The organism is Loktanella atrilutea, assembly GCF_900128995.1.
In the GTDB taxonomy this organism is placed as follows: domain Bacteria; phylum Pseudomonadota; class Alphaproteobacteria; order Rhodobacterales; family Rhodobacteraceae; genus Loktanella; species Loktanella atrilutea.
The window spans coordinates 13449-27447 of the sequence record NZ_FQUE01000020.1 but is presented as its reverse complement, the minus strand read 5'-3'; the positions used below and the strand labels follow the sequence as shown (position 1 = coordinate 27447).

The 13999-nt window shown below is 56.7% G+C and carries 20 protein-coding genes and 1 pseudogene; 11 read left to right on the top strand and 10 right to left on the bottom strand.

The features are described from left to right. Positions 1-251 (bottom strand): DUF3768 domain-containing protein (locus BUA54_RS19320; protein ID WP_143155537.1); only part of this gene is annotated, 251 nt, incomplete at its 3' end. Positions 252-951: 700 nt separating this feature from the next. On the opposite strand from BUA54_RS19320, the gene BUA54_RS19315 reads away from it, so the two are divergent. The 5 genes from BUA54_RS19315 (at position 952) to BUA54_RS21935 (ending at position 3175) form a co-directional block, all read left to right on the top strand. Then, the gene (locus tag BUA54_RS19315) at positions 952-1494 is read left to right on the top strand and encodes a Chromate resistance protein ChrB (protein ID WP_072858889.1); all 543 of its coding nucleotides are present in this window, start codon (positions 952-954) and stop codon (positions 1492-1494) included. Then, positions 1448-1708, top strand: coding sequence for a DUF1127 domain-containing protein (locus BUA54_RS21940; protein WP_084114669.1), 261 nt, complete (start codon positions 1448-1450; stop codon positions 1706-1708). The genes BUA54_RS19315 and BUA54_RS21940 overlap by 47 nt, the downstream gene beginning before the upstream one ends. Before the next feature lie 30 nt (positions 1709-1738). Next, positions 1739-2485 (top strand): COG4280 domain-containing protein, encoded by a 747-nt coding sequence (locus BUA54_RS19305; protein ID WP_072858887.1) that lies wholly within the window; start codon positions 1739-1741, stop codon positions 2483-2485. Further along, positions 2482-2715, top strand: coding sequence for a hypothetical protein (locus tag BUA54_RS19300; RefSeq protein WP_072858886.1), 234 nt, complete (start codon positions 2482-2484; stop codon positions 2713-2715). Before BUA54_RS19305 ends, BUA54_RS19300 begins: the two co-directional genes overlap by 4 nt. A gap of 61 nt (positions 2716-2776) precedes the next feature. Next, entirely contained in the window at positions 2777-3175 is a 399-nt protein-coding gene (locus BUA54_RS21935; protein ID WP_143155536.1) for a YkvA family protein, read from the top strand. Between the two features lie 210 nt (positions 3176-3385). Here the strand turns inward: BUA54_RS21935 and BUA54_RS19290 are convergent, their stop codons facing one another. Next, positions 3386-4276, bottom strand: a complete 891-nt coding sequence (locus tag BUA54_RS19290; RefSeq protein WP_072858885.1) for a cation diffusion facilitator family transporter — start codon at positions 4274-4276, stop codon at positions 3386-3388. A gap of 127 nt (positions 4277-4403) precedes the next feature. On the opposite strand from BUA54_RS19290, the gene BUA54_RS19285 reads away from it, so the two are divergent. The 3 genes from BUA54_RS19285 (at position 4404) to BUA54_RS19275 (ending at position 6305) form a co-directional block, all read left to right on the top strand. Further along, positions 4404-4697 (top strand): metal/formaldehyde-sensitive transcriptional repressor, encoded by a 294-nt coding sequence (locus tag BUA54_RS19285; protein ID WP_342742739.1) that lies wholly within the window; start codon positions 4404-4406, stop codon positions 4695-4697. Positions 4698-4712: 15 nt separating this feature from the next. Continuing rightward, positions 4713-5663: a CDF family Co(II)/Ni(II) efflux transporter DmeF gene (dmeF, locus tag BUA54_RS19280; protein ID WP_084114667.1), complete on the top strand. Its 951-nt coding sequence runs from the start codon at positions 4713-4715 to the stop codon at positions 5661-5663. Between the two features lie 141 nt (positions 5664-5804). Next, positions 5805-6305: a hypothetical protein gene (locus BUA54_RS19275; RefSeq protein ID WP_072858883.1), complete on the top strand. Its 501-nt coding sequence runs from the start codon at positions 5805-5807 to the stop codon at positions 6303-6305. Between the two features lie 95 nt (positions 6306-6400). Here BUA54_RS19275 and bluB read toward each other — a convergent pair whose 3' ends face one another. From bluB to BUA54_RS21650, 4 genes and pseudogenes are all read right to left on the bottom strand, one after another. Further along, entirely contained in the window at positions 6401-7024 is a 624-nt protein-coding gene (gene bluB / locus BUA54_RS19270) for a 5,6-dimethylbenzimidazole synthase (protein ID WP_072858882.1), read from the bottom strand. Positions 7025-7239: 215 nt separating this feature from the next. Next, positions 7240-7986, bottom strand: coding sequence for a sulfite exporter TauE/SafE family protein (locus BUA54_RS19265; protein ID WP_072858881.1), 747 nt, complete (start codon positions 7984-7986; stop codon positions 7240-7242). Between the two features lie 634 nt (positions 7987-8620). Then, positions 8621-9157, bottom strand: coding sequence for a hypothetical protein (locus BUA54_RS21060; RefSeq protein WP_143155535.1), 537 nt, complete (start codon positions 9155-9157; stop codon positions 8621-8623). A gap of 267 nt (positions 9158-9424) precedes the next feature. Beyond that, positions 9425-9535, bottom strand: a pseudogene (locus BUA54_RS21650) (IS5/IS1182 family transposase); the annotation flags it as partial. Positions 9536-9922: 387 nt separating this feature from the next. Here BUA54_RS21650 and BUA54_RS19255 point away from each other — a divergent pair. Further along, a complete protein-coding gene (locus BUA54_RS19255) occupies positions 9923-10246 on the top strand; it encodes an H-NS histone family protein (protein ID WP_072858879.1) in 324 nt (107 codons plus the stop codon). A 17-nt stretch (positions 10247-10263) separates the two neighbouring features. Here BUA54_RS19255 and BUA54_RS19250 read toward each other — a convergent pair whose 3' ends face one another. Further along, the gene (locus tag BUA54_RS19250; RefSeq protein WP_245810814.1) at positions 10264-11031 is read right to left on the bottom strand and encodes an SOS response-associated peptidase; all 768 of its coding nucleotides are present in this window, start codon (positions 11029-11031) and stop codon (positions 10264-10266) included. A gap of 136 nt (positions 11032-11167) precedes the next feature. On the opposite strand from BUA54_RS19250, the gene BUA54_RS19245 reads away from it, so the two are divergent. Continuing rightward, positions 11168-11464: a PRC-barrel domain-containing protein gene (locus BUA54_RS19245; RefSeq protein WP_072858894.1), complete on the top strand. Its 297-nt coding sequence runs from the start codon at positions 11168-11170 to the stop codon at positions 11462-11464. Positions 11465-11768: 304 nt separating this feature from the next. On the opposite strand, the gene lspA is transcribed toward BUA54_RS19245, so the two are convergent. Beyond that, complete coding sequence (gene lspA, locus BUA54_RS19240; protein ID WP_072858893.1) at positions 11769-12233, bottom strand: signal peptidase II; 465 nt, start codon at positions 12231-12233, stop codon at positions 11769-11771. Between the two features lie 164 nt (positions 12234-12397). On the opposite strand from lspA, the gene BUA54_RS19235 reads away from it, so the two are divergent. Continuing rightward, entirely contained in the window at positions 12398-13072 is a 675-nt protein-coding gene (locus BUA54_RS19235; RefSeq protein ID WP_072858877.1) for a L,D-transpeptidase, read from the top strand. 86 nt (positions 13073-13158) lie between these two features. Here BUA54_RS19235 and BUA54_RS21930 read toward each other — a convergent pair whose 3' ends face one another. Together BUA54_RS21930 and BUA54_RS19225 are read right to left on the bottom strand one after the other, a co-directional pair. Next, complete coding sequence (locus BUA54_RS21930; RefSeq protein WP_425434992.1) at positions 13159-13326, bottom strand: hypothetical protein; 168 nt, start codon at positions 13324-13326, stop codon at positions 13159-13161. Between the two features lie 216 nt (positions 13327-13542). Then, positions 13543-13998: a DUF411 domain-containing protein gene (locus tag BUA54_RS19225; RefSeq protein WP_072858875.1), complete on the bottom strand. Its 456-nt coding sequence runs from the start codon at positions 13996-13998 to the stop codon at positions 13543-13545. Between the last annotated feature and the right edge of the window lies 1 nt (position 13999).

The window sequence follows — 13999 nt, the reverse complement described above, 5'->3', positions numbered from 1 at the left end:
AAAGCACCGAAGGTGTGATCCCCATATGGGTCGTTGTCCTCGGTGAAGGTGTCGAACGTCTGCACGGCCCGCATGATCTGCACCTGTGCGCCTGCGGACAGGCTTGCCACGCCGCGCGTCACGACGATCTGGCCGGGAACGGTGACGTCTGCGCCCCACGTCTTGCGGAATCGGTCGTTCTGCTCTGCGATCTTGGCGGCGCGGTCAATCTCGGCCTGCTCATCTGCCGACAGGGTGGCTTGGTCGTTCATGGTCTTGGTCCTTTGTGGTGGTGCCACGTGTCCGGCTTGGTGCCGAAAATCGGGCGAGGGGTCAGACGAGGAAGCGCGAAGCGCGCCCCTCTTCTGAAACCTTGCCTCCCGGCGAGGGCAGGGGGGGAACCGCCGCAATGCTGAAATCAAAGCCAAAGGGGAGGGGGATCACCCGGCCTGCACAAAGCCGCAGGCGCAGGAAGGACGGGGACACCCCTTTGGGTGCAGTGTTTCAGGGTTGCGGTGGGGGACCGGCGGTCCCCGTCTTGCTTTCTTTTTCTTTGAGCGGCGCAGCGGCGTATCGCGCGCGCGCGAACCCCGCACCGCGCCCCAGCGATCGGAACCCGTCAGGGCGCATCGGCACGGACCAGGACGACCATGGCAGAAGGCCCGCACACTGGCTCGGAGAGACAGGGCGCGGGCCATTCGGACAGGGAGGATGGGGCGGGACGTTGCGGGCGCAAGCCGGTCTGCCGGCTGGAGCCTGAGAAGCGCGGTGACACGCCCAAAGGGCGGGGCAGGGGCCTCGATTGGTTAAATTTCGAAGAGCTATTCTTGTAATTGTCTGCTCTTAACGCCTTAGCCAAGCTTACAATCGCACATTTCCGATTCACCACAACAACGCACTTGAGCAGCACGACCCTGACACGTCCACACCGAAACGCTTGACTTGTTACGGCGGTTACATAATTAATACGTCATGGAAAACATCTACTGGTTACTGCTCACCTACAAGGTTCCTCCCGAACCAGCTGCCAAGCGGGTAGCGCTTTGGCGCAAGTTGAAGGGCATGGGGGCCATCTATCTTCAGAATGGGGTCTGTCTTCTTCCAAAAACTGATGATCACGTTCGCCGTCTCAAGATGCTGGAGAATGACATTGAAGAGGCGCAGGGCGAGTCGGTCATCCTCGAAACGGTAGCCCTCGATCCCGGTCAAGAGGCCAAGGTCTTGGCTCGTTTCAAAGCAGAGCGGGACGACGCCTACGAGGAGTTCATCGACAAGTGCGATGACTTCGAGGCCGAAGTCGCCAAGGAGGTGACGGCCAACCATTTCACCTATGCCGAGCTTGAAGAGAACGATGTCGATCTTAAGAAGCTTCAAGGTTGGCTGACGAAAATCCAGAAACTCGACTTCTACGGCGCCGACCGCGCCTCCGAGGCACAGGAGCGGCTGAAAGGCTGCGTCACCGTACTGGATGACTACGCGCGCAAGGTTTTCGACGCGCATGATGAGAACAAGTGAGGCCAATCCGATGAATGCACTGACTGTTCAACGGCCGTTCCCGTTCGCCCGGTTCGCGCCCTCCTTTTCGCGATCTATCGGACCAACGGCTCTCGTGCTCTGGCTCGACCGGCAACGACAACGCGCTCACCTTTCGAGACTCGACCAGCGTCTTCTTGACGACATCGCTGTGAGCCGCGTCGAAGCAATCAAGGAGGCACGGCGATGGGACTGAACCGCCCAAGAGCTAGAAAGGAAAGTGGCAATGCTTGAATGGTCCACGGCAGGCCCCGCCGTCGGGGCAGCCTTTCTGGCCTCGATTGTCGAAGTTGTTGAGGCTTTTACGATCGTCCTGGTGGTCGCTACGCTGCGCGGCTGGAAACCTGCAATGCTTGGAACGGGGGCAGCTCTGTTCGTCTTGGCGGCCATTGTCGTGATACTCGGTCCGCTTCTGGATCAGGTGCCGCTTCACCTGTTGCAACTGGTGATCGGCGTGCTTCTGTTGTTGTTCGGCATTGGCTGGCTGCGCAAGGCCGCGTTGCGGGCGGGCGGCGTCATCCCGCTTCACGACGAGGATGCGATCTTCGCAAAAGAAACGGCGGGCCTGACCGCCGAGGTCGAACGGCGGCAAACGTCGCAGGACTGGATCGCGGGGATCGCCGCTTTCAAGGCGGTGCTACTCGAAGGGCTTGAAGTCATCTTCATCGTGATCGCTGTCGGAGCAGGACGCGGGATGCTTTGGCCTGCAAGTCTGGGCGCACTTGCGGCCTGCGCACTGGTGCTTTTGGTCGGGGTCATTGCCCACCGACCGCTGGCACGTGTGCCGGAAAATACCCTCAAGTTCGGCGTCGGCGTGATGCTATCAGCCTTCGGGGTGTTCTGGACCGGCGAGGGATTGGGCGTGGACTGGCCGGGGCAAGACCTTGCGCTGTTCGTATTTGCGGCCCTCTTTCTTGTCGCGGGATTGACGGCAGCCCGTATCGTGCGGAAGCCTATTGAGGTGACAGTATGAACATCCTGAAGGACGTGTTTTCAGAGCTGTTCAGCATGTTTGTTGCTGACGCCCGGCTCACAGCCACAATTCTCGCGACGGTCGGGCTCGCTGCGGTGCTGATCGACGCGACCAGTCTGCCACCCCTCGCAGGCGGCTTGGTCCTGCTGCTGGGTTGCATCGCTGTTCTGTTCCTCAGCGTAAGACGGGAAGCGAAGCGCAGGGCATCCCCGAAGTCCGGTTCTTATTGATCCGTGCAGGCGCATTCCTCGTGCTCATGGTGCCGATTCCAAATGAGGTGACGACACGCGCATGAAACGGACCATGATATTGGATCGGCTGCGGGACTGGGCCCGCGCGATAAAGCGCGACGTGGTCGCACTTTACCTTGCGGCCCGTGATCCGCGCGTTCCGTGGCTCGCAAAGGTCGTCGCGGCCTGCGTTGTCGCGTATGCCCTCAGTCCTATAGACCTGATTCCAGATTTCATTCCGGTGCTCGGATATCTCGATGACGCGATCTTCGTGCCGCTCGGCATTTTGCTGGCCGTCCGACTCGTTCCCGGCGATGTGATGGCTGATCTCAGGTCGAAGGCCGACCTGCATATGACCCTTTCAAAAAGCCGCGCGGCAGTGATCACGGTTGTGGTGATCTGGTTGGCTGCCGCGATTGCCATTGGGTGGTGGGCCTCAACGGCGATGAAGCTGATCTGAGAAACGGATAATAAGCTTATGGTAGCTTTGTCCGCTAACTGGACCTTCCTGCCGTACGGGGCGAAGGCCCGCAGTGAGCCCACCTTGCAAATTGCCTGCGAGGCAGCGAATGGTTGCTATCGCGGGCAGCGAAACACTGTCGCTATTATTCAGCAGAAAAAGCAGTATTTATGACTGTCACAGCGAGGTGAGCTTTAGCGGAGGTCACCGTCACGCCAAAACGACGATACCGGAGTGTTTCTGCTTGTGATCCGGCTCGACATGGATGGGGATCTTCGCACCAGGCACCGCTTCAACCAACGCGGCCTCAACGCGATCGCAGATCTCATGCGCATCGAACACTGTGGTTTCACCCGGGACTACGAGATGAAAGTCGATGAAAGTCGTGCTCCCCGCGTGCCGCGTACGCAGATCGTGCGCTTCCATTGCCCCGCCGGCTTCCCTCGAGATGACATTGCGAACGGTTTCGAGTGTATTTTGCGGCACAGCCTCGTCCATCAGTCCGCTCAATGATTCCTTCATGATTTTCGACCCCGACCACAGGATGTTGATAGCAACCCCAGCGGCCATCAACGGGTCGAGTATCCACCACCCGGTAATAGTCGCCAGCAGAACGCCGAACGCTACGCCTGCCGAGGTCACGACGTCGGTGAAGAGGTGCTTCCCGTCTGCGACAAGTGCTGGCAACTTCGCCGTGCGCCCGCGTGTCACAAGAATCCACGCCCAGACTGCGTTGATGGCGGTCGCAACACCGTTCACCAGAAGACCCTCAATCGGCAGGTCGAGCGCCACCGGATTGAGAAATCCGCCGTATGCCTCGCGCAGGATCAAAAGAGCAGCGACGATGATCATCACGCCCTCGAGCACCGCGCTGAAGAACTCCGCCATTTCATGACCGTAGGGATGCGATGCATCTGCAGGACGCATCGCGATCCGGATCGCGATCAAAGCTGCGATGGCTGTTGCGACGTTGACTGTGCTTTCAAGGGCGTCGGAAAACAGCGCTACCGATCCGGTGAGCCACCACGCGAGCATCTTGATCGCGAGGACGATCACGCCAACGAAGATGCTGCCGATCGCGAGCTTGATGGTTGTCGACATCGAAGGCCTCCAGAAATTGGTGAGACGCCGCCTCACGATGGGGCAAGGTCTGATGAGCAGTTAGAGCACCTTGGCACAGCGCACTTGATTTTCGTCAGAGAGCACGCGTAATATAGCTATACCCCCTATGCTATATCAGGACAACCAAATGAGCCATCTGGCCGATGACAAGGCGAAGCTACTCGGGCGGGTCAGACGACTACGCGGGCAGATGGAAGCGATCGAGCGCGCAGTCGACGGCGAAAAGGATTGCGGCGAGATCCTTCATCTCGTTGCCTCCGTTCGCGGTGCCATCGCCGGACTGACCAATGAACTTCTCGATGCGCATCTCCAGCATCACGTGCTCGATGTCGATGACGAAGAGGCGCGTCGGAGAGGCGTAGAGGATCTGTCCTCCGTCCTGCGCAGCTACCTGAAATAGAAGAGGGACTTTTTCATGCACGATCATGATCACCATACCCACGGCACGTCAGCGATTGATGCCAACGAAAATGCGACCCACGATCACGTCTTTCTTGGCGCTCAACACGACCGGAACGCCCGACGCACCTGGGCCGTCATCGCCATCACCGCCACGATGATGGTGGTCGAGATCGCGGCGGGCACCTTTTATGGCTCGATGGCGCTATTGGCCGATGGCTGGCACATGTCAACTCATGCCGCGGCCCTACTGATCACGGCCCTTTCGTATCGCTATGCAAAGCGCCACGCGCGCAATTCACGCTTTACCTTCGGCACCGGCAAACTCGGAGATCTCGCCGGGTTCGGTAGCGCGGTGGTGCTCGGTGTCGTCGCCCTGCTGATCGGTTGGGAGAGCTTGGTGCGGCTGGCAAACCCCGTCGGCATCGACTTCGGACAGGCGACCGTCGTCGCTGTCATTGGTCTTGTCGTCAATCTCGGCTGCGCGGCACTTCTGAGCGAGGGACACGGACATCATCATGGCCACGCGCACGATCACCACCACGGGACTGACAACAATCTTCGCGCCGCCTACCTTCACGTGCTCGCCGATGCGCTTACTTCGGTCCTCGCGATCGCGGCCTTGCTGGCGGGCCGTGCCTACGGCTGGCTGTGGCTCGATCCACTCATTGGGATCGTAGGCGCGCTGGTCATTGCCCGCTGGTCCTGGGGGCTTCTCACCGACGCCGGCGCTGTCCTGGTCGATTACCTGCCCGAAGACGAGGATCTTCCCGCCCAGATCCGCGAGGCCATCGAAGGCGAGGGAGAGCGGGTGACCGACCTGCATGTTTGGCAACTCGGCCCGGGACATCACGGTGCCATCATCGCCGTCCGTGCCAAGGCACCGCGCCAGCTGTCGGAATACCGTGAGCGTCTCGCTCATCTGGGCGAACTCTCTCATGTGACCATCGAGATCGAGCCGGTGTGAGAAAGAGCCTTTGGAACAAGCGGAGATCAGCCGTTTTTCGCGCTCTTTGAGGCGCTATGGCCCGCATAGACTCCATGCACGGGTGCGTATCATCTCGCAGCAAACGGCTTTGAATATCTGGAAAAGAAAACCCACGAGAAGATGAACCTGATGAGAAAAACGTGTGTTCGCCTTACTACTTCCGGCCTTGCACTGATGGTGTCTGTCGTTGCGGGGCCAGCCTTTGCAGACAATTCCACTGAAATACGACTGCCTCTCGGCTCTGTCCTCATGACGCAGACCTACGCCAACAATGATCTGACGCTTGCCACCGATGTCGACAGACTAACCTTTCGAAGCGCATATCTTCCGGAGGTCGAAGCCCTGTCGGGCAATTCCTTCTTGATCTTTCTGGCTACAGGCGAACACGAATGCGCTGGATATTACATCTGGGGAACACTCGACGACGCTGGCCTCCGCGCATCCCCCCAGTTCGGGAGCTGCTCTGACAGAGGTGAAGTCCTGCGCACCGCTAAAGGATTGTTACTGGTCATGCCGGGCCCGAATTCGTCCGCTGCCGTGAGCTTCCACCTCAACAAGGATGGGACAGTCACCGAAAACAAACAGGGCTTGAAAGCGAACGGTATCGTCGATCCGTTCTGAGGCAGTCGAAATTGTCGGATTTGAGTGAGTGGCCGAAAAGTCCGCTTACCGGGCCATTGGGCACCACACATTTGATGGCCGCTCCGCGTTTGCGGTCATACGATCCGCCATTCGTTTCTTGTATTTCTCTGCCAGTCCCGTTCGTGAAGAAGGGGTGTATCGGTTTCCGTTTCTGCATGGCCAAGGCAGAGATATGCGGTAAACGACCAACTTGGCGGGACGTCGAGAGTGGCTGCGACGGCGACTGGGTCGAGTATAGAGACCCAACCGATCCCGATTTGTTCAGCCCGAGCAGCCAGCCACAGGGTGTGGATCGCCATGACGGTCGAATAGACGAGCGTTTCAGGCATGGTCTGCCGCCCTAGACCACGACCCTCGGAAACCTCCTGTTCGGTGAAAACGGCAAGATGGACGGGTGCCTCGCGCAATCCGGCGAGCTTCAGGGCAAGATACGTGCTCCGCGCTTCGGCGTCGTACTGACGCGCGGCTTCGGCATTACAGGCCTCGAAGTTTTCGACAATCTGCGCACGGACGCTTGCGCTTTCGACCTTTACGATCCGCCAAGGACGCGCGTTGCCGACCGAAGGCGCAACATCCATCCGCAGTCGGAGCCGATCCAGAACGGCATCATCGACCGGGTCAGGTTTGAAATGCCGGACGTCGCGCCGCCATCTGAGGATGTCATCAAGCGCGTTACGGTGATTGTCTGTAAATTCCATCACGTAGGATTACATCACTTCCTGACTTGGGTATCCATTGATGCCGGTTCCGATACTGTGCGTCGCCGCGCCGGTTCGGACCCCTTTTTACCGAGCAGCGAAGGTCTGTAAAGTCTAGCACAGCAGACCTTGACGACTGCTCACCAAACGGTCCTTTTTGGGATGTAAGTTTTTGCTGGGAAAAACTCACACTAACTGCTCACATATGCCGTTTTTCATAAAAACAATATATATCTAGCGACGAGCGTGAATCCGAATCCCGCAACGATGACTTTCAAACTTTTTTGTGGAATAAAATTCATTGCTCTACCGCCAAATCCGCCGCCAACAAGTCCACCAAGTAATATCGCAATCGCTGCCTCCCATGCAACAAGACCTGTCATGGAAAGCAGAATAACTGCTGCCGTATTCGCTCCAAATGATATGAAGTTTTTACGCGCTCCCGCTACATGGATGGAGCTTTCGCCAGCAAGAAACACAGCCGCCATGATCATAAATCCATATCCTGCACCGAAGTAAAATGCATAAATACCTGTCAAAAAAAAGAGCGCTCGCGCTGCTACCCTGTTCACTGCCAAACGCTGACCCAACTTTGGCAGATAATCACCGAACAGGATCGCAACTACAGCTATTGCCAAGAAAGCAGGGACTAGAGGCAAAAAAACAGCCTCCCCAAGAGTATATAACAACACTACTCCGATAACGGCGCCGGTTGCAGTAATTAGGGCGTCTAGAGCATGCCCCTTCCGATCCCTTGCAAGAGTGTCTCTAAACACCCAAGCACCTGGCAGCTGTGCAGGCCACAGCCCAACTGTTGCGGTCGCATTTGCAACAAGCGGTGGCAATCCGAAGGCCAGAAGCATGGGGAAGACAAAAAGCTTGGCTCCACCAGCTATGACATTGACAAAACCGCCGACGAATCCAGCAATTATAAAGAACAAAAATTCGTCATTTCCAGTCATCTTAGGTCTTACTTCCCAATCTTTAATATCCCGAACGTAAATTATTTTATCGCAACTTCCAAACTTTTATGGACTTGCCCTTCGGAAACAGTAGCGCATTACTTAATTATCTTACGTTCGATAGATAAAGGTCTGCAACCGCTTATGTCTCTAGCGCCAATTTTCTTAAGAATTATTTTATCTTAGCGGTTTCTGGCGATATTAGCGCCAAAAACACTCTTTATTGGAAAACGGCACTAACGTTTGAGTTTCACAGGCAACACGCCAAGCCGCTTCACACTTAAAATCTCAGGGTTGTGTGTCTTGTAAGAGCGCATTATGCGATCAACGGCTTCAGCCTCTTCATGCGCGGCGCAAACATGCTTCAACTTTTGACCTTCAGATTGGAAGGTAATCTCAAATCTTTGACGCGGCTGTAAAGAAGACATTACGTATCCCGGTTATGACATTCAACTACCGGGGATAGCCGTTTCGCGGTGTAAAGCAAAACCCAATACGAAATTCTGACACTCGACAGGCATTCAAAAACGCTGGCTTTTGGAACAGGCGATCCTGGCCCTGTTTTTAGCCCCCACAAACCCCGTTTAAAACTGAGCTGGTTGTTGAAGGTTTGTGGAAGGGTTCGATGCGGGTGTCACGCAAACCTGCGTTCGTTCGTCATTCCGCTGACAGAAGCTTGCCCATCTTGTAGAGCGGGTTGGTTTGGAAACTGATGACCTTGATGAAAGGATCGTTTGCGATCCGCAATTTTTCTGAACTGAGCATGTACAAGGTCCGGATCAAAACCCGCCAGATCGCAGACCATTCGAAAATCCCTGCTTGGGTACTTTCCGACCCAACGTCGTGCAAAAATTCGGTTCTGGCGGACGTGTTCGCTGGACGATTCCAGGTCAGAAAAAACAGCGTAAAGGACGTGCCGCCATAGTTGTCGTTCTGGACTTTCTGACATGAGCGAATTCTCAATTATGGAAAACATTGACGGTTTCATGCGGAAAAGATTTCGACGGAGTTCCGAACGTGCATTCGAAGCCGGCACCGAACCACGGCTTGGGGAAAGGATGCCACTAGCTCCCCACAGCCAGCAATGACTAAGGACTTGCAGTCGTAAGTAGCGCGAGAAACCGCGCATCTCATTGACCCCGGTCTCCCAGCCAGAGGCCTTGTCCTTCACGCCTCACTTTTCTTGTAAAGTGCACCGTCGCACTCAACGCAACCGGAGAGGCCGTCGCAAACGCCGAATGATGACCGAACAGCTTTACGGGTAGAGTTCGCGTTTCAAACACGCGCAAAATCTTGCTATGCCGAGGCCATCCAAGTCGTATGGGGCAGGGGAGGCATATCGTGACAATGAACATCTGCATCTGCAACATCCGCGCACCTGCTGCATCTGTGACGGTGTCCAGGCCGCGGCTGATGGCAGTCATCAGTGCTGCAGGTCTGAAATCGAAGTGCGGCCAAAATCGGCGTAGAGCGGGGCAAACTCGCCAACAAGGCTCGCGAGGGCGTCATCGACTACTTGCCGGATCTTGCGCAGCGGATGTCTAGCAGGCTGCTGAAAAAGTCCGCCGTCACTACCCTTGTGCCAAATTAAACGGGTTTTTTGAGCGCTCTCGTCGAGCTGAGGAAAAGTGTTCGGGTCCAGCATCGACGAAGTCGACGAGAGATGCTCTTCCAAATCCTTTTTCAGCGGCCTGCTAGCGGTAATGTACTCCTCCAGATCGACGTAGCTGAACAGCGAACCGCTCGTTCTATCCGTCACGCGCATCTTGTCCCCCCACCGATCTCGTGCAGAGGAGGAATCATGTTCTCAAATCGTTATCCAGATGGGACTATTTCAGCAGCCTGATAAATGGGTCATTTCAATTGACCCTCTCTATAAATAAGTGGCAACTGCGCCGCATCGCTTTTGAACGACAACAAAACAAGGAAAGTAAAAATGGCAGACATCGATCTGAACAACATGTCGCTGGACGACCTCAAGAAGCTCCAGAAGACCGTGAACAAGGCCGTCGACGGCTACCAGGATAAGCAGCGCAAAGAGGCGCTTGCCGCGGCCGATGCCGCTGCACGGGAAAGGGGCTTCACATTGACCGAATTGACCGGAGGACCGGGCGCAAAGAAAACAAAAGCTGTTTCGCCGCCGAAATACCGTCATCCCGAAAATCCCGAGCAAACCTGGACCGGTCGCGGCCGTCAGCCGGACTGGATGAAGGACGCGTTGGAGAACGGTCAGTCCAAAGAAGAATTCCTGATCGCCTGATCTGCCGCAGGAGTTGTCTACCCGGCGGCAGTGATGCCGCCGTGGTCAGATTTCAGCGCCTCTCCGCTCTGATGGATCACCATGCGCTCCGCAGGGAATGACTTGATCAGTGCGAAGGCCTCGTCCGGCGTGTCGGTCAGCCACTGTGCGTAGTCCTCGGGGTCGAGGATCATCGGCATCCGGTCCGGATGGGTGTCTTTCACTAGGTTGTTGGGAGTCGTGGTCACCATAGAACTCGTGATCATCTCGCGCAGATCGCCGCCACCGTAGTTGCCCTTGTAGGACCTCCAAACGCCCGCCAGCGCAAAAGGTGGCCTCTCTTTGTCGCCGGTTACGCCGAACCAGACGTATGTAGCGGGGTTGTGGCCCTTCGCTTCACAGAAGCTTGTGGCAGGGATGAGGCAGCGCCGCTCCTCAAAGCTCTTCCGCCAGAATCCTGACGTGCGGAGCTTGTCGTCGCGCGCGTTGTTGACGGCCTTCGGTTGGATCGGCTTGCCAGTCTTCTTCGACACCTGAGGCATCACGAAACCCCAATGCGCGGTTCGGAGCCAGCGGCTGCCGTCGTCGTTCATGCCAACAATGGGCGCCATGCCCTTTGGAAAAATGGCGGTCAGCGGCTCAGCGTTTCCAAGATCGTCATGCGCCGCGTCGACCGCGAAAAGCTGTCGCATCGCGTCCTTGGCCATCGTGTTGGAGTAAAGATTGCACATGACGGAATTAGACAGGCCCAAACCAGCCATGTCTACTGGGGTCAAACGCTCTTTCTGATCAGTCTGCGCCTGCAAGGATCTCCGGAATGCTCGGAGCTCACCTCAGCCATAATCAGCCCCGATTGCACAATCGGTCGGCGATGACGGAACAGGGGGTCTGGTCCATCGGTTGTGTCAGTAATCGGAAATAGCAACAGAAGTGAGATTGATCATGGACCATTCCAAGCATACGCCGCTCCGCTCTGACGAACTGACCGAAGCGAACCTTGACGGTGCGACCATCTACGGACCGGACGACAGCAAGATCGGCAGCGTGGCTCACCTCCACGGTATGGGCGACAATGCGCAAGTTATTGTCGATGTCGGTGGCTTCCTTGGCATGGGCGCCAAGCCTGTTGCACTCGACGTTTCACGCCTGAGCTTCATGCGCGACGAAAGCGGCGACATACATGCGACATCGCCGATGACGAAGGACCAGCTGAAAGAGTTGCCGGAGCATCACCACTGAGATCGACATGCCCAAGCATGCCCTAGTGTTTGTGGTGCCGACACATCCAAGTGTGTCGGCTTCATTTCGGATTATCTAGTTGTTATGAATGTGGCTGGCCAATGCCATAGCGGCGTTGTGAAAAAGGATCGTTAGGGCTGCGATCAAACCTGACCAAATTTTTCTGCCGCCAGGGTAATTTGGTTATGCGCAGGAGGGCCGCGGAAACTTTACGGTGCATTGTTTCACTATTGCGGTGAGGACTCGCAACCCGCCGCTGCCTATCCATTTTAGAATGCTGCATCGACATCAACGCGTCGCGTAATCAAGTTGCTGTCGATGGTTTGACTGTCCCAGCCACAAACAGGAGAGCGACACCTGTCACGATAGTCACGTCAGCGATGTTGAATGCCGGCCAATGCGTGTTGCCAACATAGAAATCCAGAAAATCCGTCACCGCTGCGAACCGAAGCCGGTCGATAATGTTGCCGACTGCGCCTCCGATGATCAGGCCATAAGCGACCGCCTCGTGACGCTGTGTCGTGCGCCACAGCATCATCGCAATCAGACCACAAACGACAAAGGCGATGATGGTCAGCGTCCACCATGGCACGTCGCCGAACAGACCGAATGTAACGCCGTCATTACGCAGAAATGTCAGATTGAATCCGGGGAATACCGGCAGGCCATCCGAGAGGCGATACGCATACATCGCTACGATGGCTTTCGAGAATTGGTCGGCAACCAAAGCCGCGCAAATCGCGATCAGCCCTGCTTGTTGTGTGTTCAGGACTGGCAATCGATGGCCTCCCGCGCAGGTTTACCCGACAAAATAAGACCCTTTCGCTTCACGGTCACTTGACTGGACATTGATGACGCCTTCTCTTTTGGGTGGTCCATACTCATTGCTGTCAAAGGCATGACCATCATATTTCTTGCCGGGGACACTTCCACATGTTGACCAGACGCCATTTTATCGCGACGACCGCAGCCATGTTCTCCGCTCCACTTGCGGGGCCCGCCTTCGCGAACACGTGGCCGACCGGCGCGGAAAAAGCTGCCTGGGATGCGCAAGTTACCCCACCCGGGTACAACCCGACCACGTCGAACCCATGGGGATTGCATCCGCGCCTGTTGCCGCAGCGTGTCGAGGCGCGGCCCGGTCTTCTGCCCGGCGACATTCATGTCGATGCCGTGGCGCGTTATCTCTATCATATCGAAGAGGGTGGAACGGCCATGCGCTACGGCGTCGCCATCGGTCGCGACGGCCTTTATGAGCCGGGCACCTACACCATCAAGCGCAAGGTCGAATGGCCACACTGGACCCCGACCGCGTCGATGATCGAACGATCGCCGGACACCTATGCGCAATTTGCCGACGGTCAGGAACCCGGTCCGGGCAACGCTCTCGGATCGCGGGCCCTCTATCTCTATATTGGTGATCGGGACACCTATCTGCGGATCCACGGAACGCCGCAACCGCGGTCGATCGGCAGCCGTGCAAGTTCCGGCTGCGTACGTATGGTGATGCCGCACATTAATGATCTCTATGAGCAGGTGAATACGGGAGTTACGGCTCACCTCTATCCGGCCGAAGGCGATGGCCCGATGACGGCGCATACAAGCTGACCTCCAACGGTTACCACGATTAGCCACTGCGATAGTTATGACGTAGTCGCAATGGATCTGCGGGGGCATGCCTCAGCATCCCCTGTTCATCCTGCCATCTGCGGCGTGCCCTCACGCTGCAGGCAGATCGGGCGACCCTCGGGCGTGCGCAATGGCAAAAGTGTCGTCTCGACCGGTCCCGCATGCTGGTACCAGTAACAGCCGTCTTCCGGCTTCAACCGCACCAATTGCAGATTCTGGTAGGGGGCAGCCATCGCGACAACCTCCGCCGGCACCTCCGTGAGAAAAAACGGTGGTTCTGCCGGAACAGGCGGCAAAGGCCTCGCACAGGCTGCAACTGTGATGAGCGTCAACCCGATTCCAGCTGATTTGGCCCACTGCCGTCTTTGCGGACTCACTGTTTCAGATCCTGTCGTCAGGCTTTTAATCATCTGACCGGTTTGCTTTGGATGTGTTGAATGATGCATGAATCAATTTCCCGGATAGCTGGCAAAAACGTCTGTCGATCCGTCGTCGTTGATAAGAAAAACGTCGTAGGCGTCCGCACGACGTCCCTGATCCATACCTGGCGAACCAAGCGGCATATCGGGCACCGCAAGTCCGACCGCATCCGGCCGATCCTTCAACAGGCGACGGATGTCAGCAGCGGGGACATGCCCCTCGATGATATAACCGTCAACCTTGGCGGTGTGGCAGGACATCATGTTTTGAGGGACCCCACTTTCCATCTTGTAGCGAATGAGCAGCCCGCCATTCACATCTTCGCCCATCGGCGCAAAGCCATTCGCACTCAGGTGTTCCATCCAGGCAAGGCAGCAACCGCAGCCGTTGGTTTTCTGAACCTCGATTGGAGTTGCCTCGGCAAAGGCCTGCGTTGCCGAAAACAGTGCAAGCGTGCCGATCAAGCCGGCGATATGGAATTTCATC

Coding starts and splice junctions, on each gene's coding strand:
- BUA54_RS21930 (WP_425434992.1), bottom strand. CDS start 13,326: ATGGCTGCCCCCTACCAGAATCTGCAATTGGTGCGGTTGAAGCCGGAA.
- bluB (WP_072858882.1), bottom strand. CDS start 7,024: ATGGAATTTACAGACAATCACCGTAACGCGCTTGATGACATCCTCAGA.
- BUA54_RS19275 (WP_072858883.1), top strand. CDS start 5,805: ATGAACCTGATGAGAAAAACGTGTGTTCGCCTTACTACTTCCGGCCTT.
- BUA54_RS19285 (WP_342742739.1), top strand. CDS start 4,404: ATGCTATATCAGGACAACCAAATGAGCCATCTGGCCGATGACAAGGCG.
- BUA54_RS19305 (WP_072858887.1), top strand. CDS start 1,739: ATGCTTGAATGGTCCACGGCAGGCCCCGCCGTCGGGGCAGCCTTTCTG.
- BUA54_RS21940 (WP_084114669.1), top strand. CDS start 1,448: ATGACTACGCGCGCAAGGTTTTCGACGCGCATGATGAGAACAAGTGAG.
- BUA54_RS19290 (WP_072858885.1), bottom strand. CDS start 4,276: ATGTCGACAACCATCAAGCTCGCGATCGGCAGCATCTTCGTTGGCGTG.
- BUA54_RS19235 (WP_072858877.1), top strand. CDS start 12,398: ATGTTGACCAGACGCCATTTTATCGCGACGACCGCAGCCATGTTCTCC.
- BUA54_RS19255 (WP_072858879.1), top strand. CDS start 9,923: ATGGCAGACATCGATCTGAACAACATGTCGCTGGACGACCTCAAGAAG.
- BUA54_RS19225 (WP_072858875.1), bottom strand. CDS start 13,998: ATGAAATTCCATATCGCCGGCTTGATCGGCACGCTTGCACTGTTTTCG.
- BUA54_RS19315 (WP_072858889.1), top strand. CDS start 952: ATGGAAAACATCTACTGGTTACTGCTCACCTACAAGGTTCCTCCCGAA.
- BUA54_RS21935 (WP_143155536.1), top strand. CDS start 2,777: ATGAAACGGACCATGATATTGGATCGGCTGCGGGACTGGGCCCGCGCG.
- BUA54_RS19300 (WP_072858886.1), top strand. CDS start 2,482: ATGAACATCCTGAAGGACGTGTTTTCAGAGCTGTTCAGCATGTTTGTT.
- BUA54_RS19245 (WP_072858894.1), top strand. CDS start 11,168: ATGGACCATTCCAAGCATACGCCGCTCCGCTCTGACGAACTGACCGAA.
- dmeF (WP_084114667.1), top strand. CDS start 4,713: ATGCACGATCATGATCACCATACCCACGGCACGTCAGCGATTGATGCC.
- BUA54_RS19265 (WP_072858881.1), bottom strand. CDS start 7,986: ATGACTGGAAATGACGAATTTTTGTTCTTTATAATTGCTGGATTCGTC.